Origin of the sequence: Rhizobium sp. PEPV16, from assembly GCF_008919455.1 — a bacterium.
Lineage (GTDB): Bacteria > Pseudomonadota > Alphaproteobacteria > Rhizobiales > Rhizobiaceae > Rhizobium > Rhizobium leguminosarum_Q.
This window is the reverse complement of the sequence record NZ_VSZV01000117.1, coordinates 1-5612: the sequence shown is the minus strand read 5'-3', so window position 1 is coordinate 5612 and position 5612 is coordinate 1. Positions and strand designations below refer to the sequence as shown.

Genomic DNA, 5612 nt, shown 5'->3' with positions numbered 1-5612 from the left:
AAGAAGCGTCGAAGCGCGTTACAGCCAGGGGCTCGAGAGCGGAAAACTGGTGCTGTTCAAGAACGAGGCGGCGCAGCTTTCGACGGTCGTCGATCACAAGACCGGACAGAAGGGGCACCAGCAGCATGTCATTGACATCAGGCTGGCCGGCCACCCGATGGCGAGACTGTGGGTCAATCATCCCGGTGAGGACGATCCCTGGGGCAATCAAAGGCCGTCCTATTGGGCCGGCAACGGCATCCTGCCGCGCGTTGCCCAGCATCGCGACGTCGCCCTCCTGATCGAGGACACAAGCGACGCACGCCATGCATGGACGCACGCCTATATCGGCCGCGACGGGCTGGACGATCTCATCATCGAAGACAAGTGGCTCGTCGCGCGATCGGGTCGGGGATTTTCCGCCCTCTGGGCGTCGAACGGCCTGGAACTGATCACCGACGGCCCGACCGCCGGTCGCGAGGCGCGCTCCTACGGGCCGCTGTGCGGCTGGGCAGGTATCGTCGGATGCGGCGATGGCGACGCCTTCAAGGCGTTCATCGAACGCCTGTGCCGGACGACGGTTTCCTTCGATCCCGGGCTTCGGCGTCTCTCTCTGATGCCACCGGGCGGCCCGGCGATCGACCTCTCCTATACCGACGGTCTTTCGATCGGCGGCGAGGCGAGGCCCTTCACCCATGATCAGCCGCACCCGATCCTCACTCACGACAGTGCAGCCTCCGGCGCCGGCACTGACGGGCCGTTCTACTCCTAAAAACATAGGTCTCCTGCATGAACACAACATCTGTCGATAACGCCGCCCTCCTGACGACGATCGATCGCGTGGCAACGGCTTTCAGCCGGCTCAGAGGCATCAAGGAAGGTCTCGTGACGGGAAATTCCGCCTCCGGAATCCAGTTCGACGAATGGGACTGGGAAGTCGGCGTCGGTCTTTACGGCTTCCTGCGGCGCGCCATTTCCACCAATGATCAGAAAGCGCTGCAGGAGCTCGTCGCCTGGTATGCCGGCCAGATCGAACGGGGCCTGCCGCCACGCCAGATCAACAGCACGGCGCCGATGCTGCCGCTTGCAATCCTCGTCCAGCATGTCGACCGTCCCGATTTTCGTGCTCTCGTCGAGGACTGGGCCGAATGGCTCGTCAAGGAACTGCCAAAGACCGAAGACGGCGGCTTTCAGCACGTCGTCAAGGAGCGTCTCAACGACGGCGAATTGTGGGACGACACGCTGTTCATGGCCTGCCTGTTTCTCGCCCGGGCCGGCGTGCTCTGCGAGCGCAGCGAATGGATCGACGAGGCCGTCTATCAATTCGTGATCCACACCCGCTATCTCTCCGATCCGGTCAGCGGGCTCTGGTATCACGGCTGGACCTTCAACGGGCGGCACAATTTCGCCAATGCCTTCTGGGCGCGCGGCAATGCGTGGATCACCGTCGCCATCCCTGAGCTCTTCGATCTCGTTCCGACACTCGGCGAGAAGGACCGCCGGTTCCTTTCGAATGTCCTCGTCAGCCAAGTGCGTTCGCTCAAGGCATACCAGCGGCCGGACGGGATGTTCACGACGCTTCTGGACGATCCGTCCTCGCCGCTGGAAACCTCGGCCACGGCAGGCATTGCCTACGGCATATTGCGCGCCATCGATGCCGGCATTCTCGACAAGGACGACAGGGCCTATGCGGAGCGCGCGCTTGCGGCCGTGCTGGCGCAGATCGACGAGGAAGGCGTCGTCCACGGCGTCTCGGACGGCACGCCGATGGGCCATGACCTCGATTTCTACAGGCGCATTCCGAACGTGCCGACGCCTTATGGCCAGGCACTGACCATGCTGCTCCTGACGGAAGTCTTTCTCGAGAACGGCGAGCGCCAATGAGCCCTGTGTCTCTCGTCGCGATCGAACCTGCGCAGGGCGACGATACGGTCCGCCTGCAGGCGGCCATCGACGGCCTGTCGGCTTCGGGCGGCGGACGCATGGAGCTCATGGCCGGTATCCACGTCTGCCGCGGGCTCCAGCTCAGATCCGGCGTCGACCTTCATCTGGCCGCCGGCGCGATCCTGCGTCCCGTTCCGGACTATGCCGCCTATGCGCATACGAGTGTTTCGGTGATCGCCGAAAAATCGGATCGCGGGATGATCGTTGCCAAGGATGCACGGCGGATCAGCCTGACGGGGGCGGGCCGCATCGAAGCCGGTTGCGACAGCTTCATTGTGGGAGACGACGAGACGGTGGGAACCTTCATCCCCGCCGAATTTCGTCCCCGTGTCGTCGTCTTTGAGGGTTGCGACGAGGTCGAGATCAGCTCCGTCCATATTTGCCGCTCGCCGATGTGGACGCTGCACTTCGTCAACTGCACGGATGTCGCGGTCAGGAACGTGACCATCGACAACGACCGCCGCCTTCCCAACACCGACGGCATCGTGCTGGATGCCTGCCGCGGCGCCGTTATCGAGGACTGCCGGATATCGACGGCCGACGATGGCATATGCCTGAAGACGAGCATTGGTCCCGACCGTGTCGCCATCGGGCGATGCGAAAATATTCTCGTCCGTCGATGTTCCGTTCAGAGCCTCAGCTGCGCCCTGAAGATCGGCACGGAAACCCATGGCGACGTCACCAATGTCGTGTTCGAGGATTGCAACGTCTCATCTTCCAACAGGGCGCTGGGCGTCTTTTCGCGCGACGGCGGCCGGATATCGAACGTAAGGTTTTCGAGAATTGCGGTTGAGTGCCGCGAGACCCCCGATGGTTTCTGGGGCTCGGGGGAGGCGCTGACGGTCAATGTCGTCGATCGTGTCGCGGAGCGCACGGCAGGTACCATCGAAAATCTCATCGTCGAGGACATCACCGGCCGGATGGAGGGGGCGATCACCGTCATTTCGACCTCGCCGGCCGGCATCCGCAACGCATCACTGGCGCGCATCGCCATCGATCAGCAGCCGGGGCAGCTCGGCACTGCGCGATCCTATGATTTGCGTCCGACGAATGCGGACCTTTCCCCGAAAGCCGATGGCGGCGGCCGCGCCAATGCCTGGACCCGCGGGTCGGACGGGCGGGTGATCGGTCTTGAGCACTATCCGGGAGGAATGCCGGCCGTCTACGTGGCTGATGTCACCGGGATCCTGATGAACGAGGTGCGGATCACGAGGCCGACACCGCTGCCGCAAGGCTGGAACAAAAACGACGCCGTCTTCGAAACGGCGGCACCTGATGGGAGTGGGACATGGCAGAACTGAAACTTTCCAACGTCAACAAGTCGTATGGCTCGGTCAAAGTCCTGCATGACGTCGAACTCGATATCCAAGACGGCGAGTTCGTCGTCTTCGTCGGTCCGTCGGGGTGCGGCAAGTCGACCCTGCTGCGTGTCATTGCCGGCCTCGAAGAGGTCACGGAGGGCGCAATCGCGATCGGGGGCCGCGATGTCAGCGCGCTCTCGCCGGCAGAGCGCAAGATCGCAATGGTCTTCCAGTCCTACGCGCTCTATCCGCATATGAGCGTTCGCAAGAACCTTGCCTTCGGCCTGGAGAACCTGAAGTTCAAGCGTGCCGAGATCGAGGCGCGGATTGCCGAAGCCGCCAGGATGCTGGCGATCGAACCCTATCTGGACCGGCGCCCGAAGCAGCTTTCGGGCGGCCAGCGCCAGCGCGTGGCGATCGGCCGGGCCATCGTGCGCGAACCGGACATTTTTCTCTTCGACGAGCCGCTGTCCAATCTCGACGCGGCGCTGCGCGTCCAGACCCGGGCCGAGATCACCAAGCTCCACCGCGAGATCAAGACGACGATGATCTATGTCACGCATGACCAGGTCGAGGCGATGACGATGGCCGACAAGATCGTCGTGCTGCGCGCCGGGCGGGTCGAGCAGGTCGGAGCGCCGCTGGACCTGTTCGATAGCCCGCGCAATCTCTTCGTCGCGGGTTTCCTCGGCTCGCCGCGCATGAACATCATCAAGGGCAAGGTATCAGGCGTCGGCGAAAGCGGCGTCGTCATCGATGTCGGCAACGGCGGCAGCATCGTCAGCGATGTCGATCTCGCCGGCATTGCGGTCGGGCAGGCCGTTCTCGCCGGCATCCGGCCCGCGCATTTTTCACGCTCCAGCGGGCAAGGCCTGCCGTTTATCGTCCAGTATCACGAGGGCCTCGGGACCGAGACCTATGTTTACGGCAACCTTGCCGGGCAGGACGAGCAGATCATCATTCATGAGGCCGGTCATTTCGCGCCGGCGCCTGGTGACCCAATCCTGATCGACGCCGCTCCGGGGCGGGTTCATCTGTTCGATCCCGAAAACGGCCTGGCTTTTGCCCGGCGGCCCGGACAGGGGAGACGCTGAACATGGCGGCGTTCAAGGCAGGTGCATTGCTGTCCCAGACGGGGGAAACGGCGATGAGAGTGGTCGAAGCCCCGATAAATGTGATCGAACGCATCTTCGGCCGCAAGCGTATGCCATGGCTGTTCCTGGCGCCGAACCTCATTCTGTTCGCCATCTTCACGTTCCTTCCGATCGCGATCGCGGTCGGTTACGCCTTCACCGGCGGAACCAATCTTTTCGTCTCGGAACGCCCCTTCGTCGGCCTGGATAATTTCCGCACGCTGCTTTCCTGCGGCAATTATCTGCAGCCCGGAACCTGCCAGGAATCGCTGTTCTGGACGGCTGTGTGGAACACGCTCTGGTTCGTGGCCTTGAATGTCGTCGCTACATTGCTGGTGGCGCTGATCACGGCGCTGATTCTCAACCGGGCGATCTTTGCGCGCGGCTTCTTCCGGGCGATGTTCTTCTATCCCGTTTTGCTGTCGCCGGTCGTCATCGGCCTGATCTGGAAGTGGTTCCTCGATCGCAACGGGCTGCTGAACGCCTTCTTTCAGATGCTCGGCGTCCCGCCTGAGATCTTCCTGCTCGACGTTGGCTGGTCGCGCTTCTTCGTCGTCGTGGTGTCGGTCTGGTTCCACATGGGCTTTTACACGCTCATCCTGCTCGCCGGCCTACAGGCGATCCCCAAGGAGCTCTACGAGGCTGCCTCCATCGACGCTGCGTCGCCGCGCCGCACGCTGTTCAGGATCACGCTTCCGCTCCTTGCTCCGAACCTGCTTGTCGTATTCATCCTTCTGATGATCAAGTCCGTGCAGATCTTTGACGAAGCCTGGGTTCTGACCAATGGCGGCGGTCCGGGCACGGCCAACAGCTTCATTGTCCAATATATCTACCAGATGGCATTCAGCAGCGATCTCCGCCTCTTCGGACTGGCCTCCGCCGCATCGGTTCTTATGGGGCTGGTGCTTCTGGTGCTCACCCTCATACAGCTGCGCCTCGGCAAGCGAATGGAGTCCTGAGATGAACCCGATCAGCTTTCTCTCGCGCACGCGCCGGGCCGGGCGCATCGATATCACCGATATATTGTCATGGGTCTGGCTGATCGGCGGCACGTTCGCCGTGCTCGTTCCCGTCGTCTGGGCGGGTCTCTCCTCGCTGAAGCCGGCAGCTGAGATCACCCGGTTTCCGCCGGCGCTGCTTCCGCGTGCCGCGGTGGAGCAGACGGTGCCCGGCTTCGACAAGCCGCTCAGCCTCTGGCAGGTGACCATCGACGGTAAGCCACGCGAGATGGCCATGGTGCGGCGTATCGGCCTCA

Annotated in this window: 4 protein-coding genes and 2 pseudogenes; all 6 read left to right on the top strand. The window is 62.8% G+C overall.

What is annotated here, in order from left to right; genetic code table 11:
• Positions 1 to 751: pseudogene (locus FY112_RS01790) on the top strand (hypothetical protein); the annotation flags it as partial.
• A gap of 17 nt (positions 752 to 768) precedes the next feature.
• The gene (locus tag FY112_RS01785; protein WP_017991433.1) at positions 769 to 1863 is read left to right on the top strand and encodes a glycoside hydrolase family 88 protein; all 1095 of its coding nucleotides are present in this window, start codon (positions 769 to 771) and stop codon (positions 1861 to 1863) included.
• The gene (locus tag FY112_RS01780) at positions 1860 to 3224 is read left to right on the top strand and encodes a glycoside hydrolase family 28 protein (protein WP_151517502.1); all 1365 of its coding nucleotides are present in this window, start codon (positions 1860 to 1862) and stop codon (positions 3222 to 3224) included. The genes FY112_RS01785 and FY112_RS01780 overlap by 4 nt, the downstream gene beginning before the upstream one ends.
• A complete protein-coding gene (ugpC, locus tag FY112_RS01775) occupies positions 3212 to 4318 on the top strand; it encodes a sn-glycerol-3-phosphate ABC transporter ATP-binding protein UgpC (protein ID WP_131620183.1) in 1107 nt (368 codons plus the stop codon). Before FY112_RS01780 ends, ugpC begins: the two co-directional genes overlap by 13 nt.
• A gap of 2 nt (positions 4319 to 4320) precedes the next feature.
• On the top strand, positions 4321 to 5316 hold the full coding sequence (locus tag FY112_RS01770; protein WP_131708068.1) for a sugar ABC transporter permease: 996 nt from the start codon (positions 4321 to 4323) through the stop codon (positions 5314 to 5316).
• A gap of 1 nt (position 5317) precedes the next feature.
• Positions 5318 to 5612, top strand: a pseudogene (locus FY112_RS01765) (carbohydrate ABC transporter permease); the annotation flags it as partial.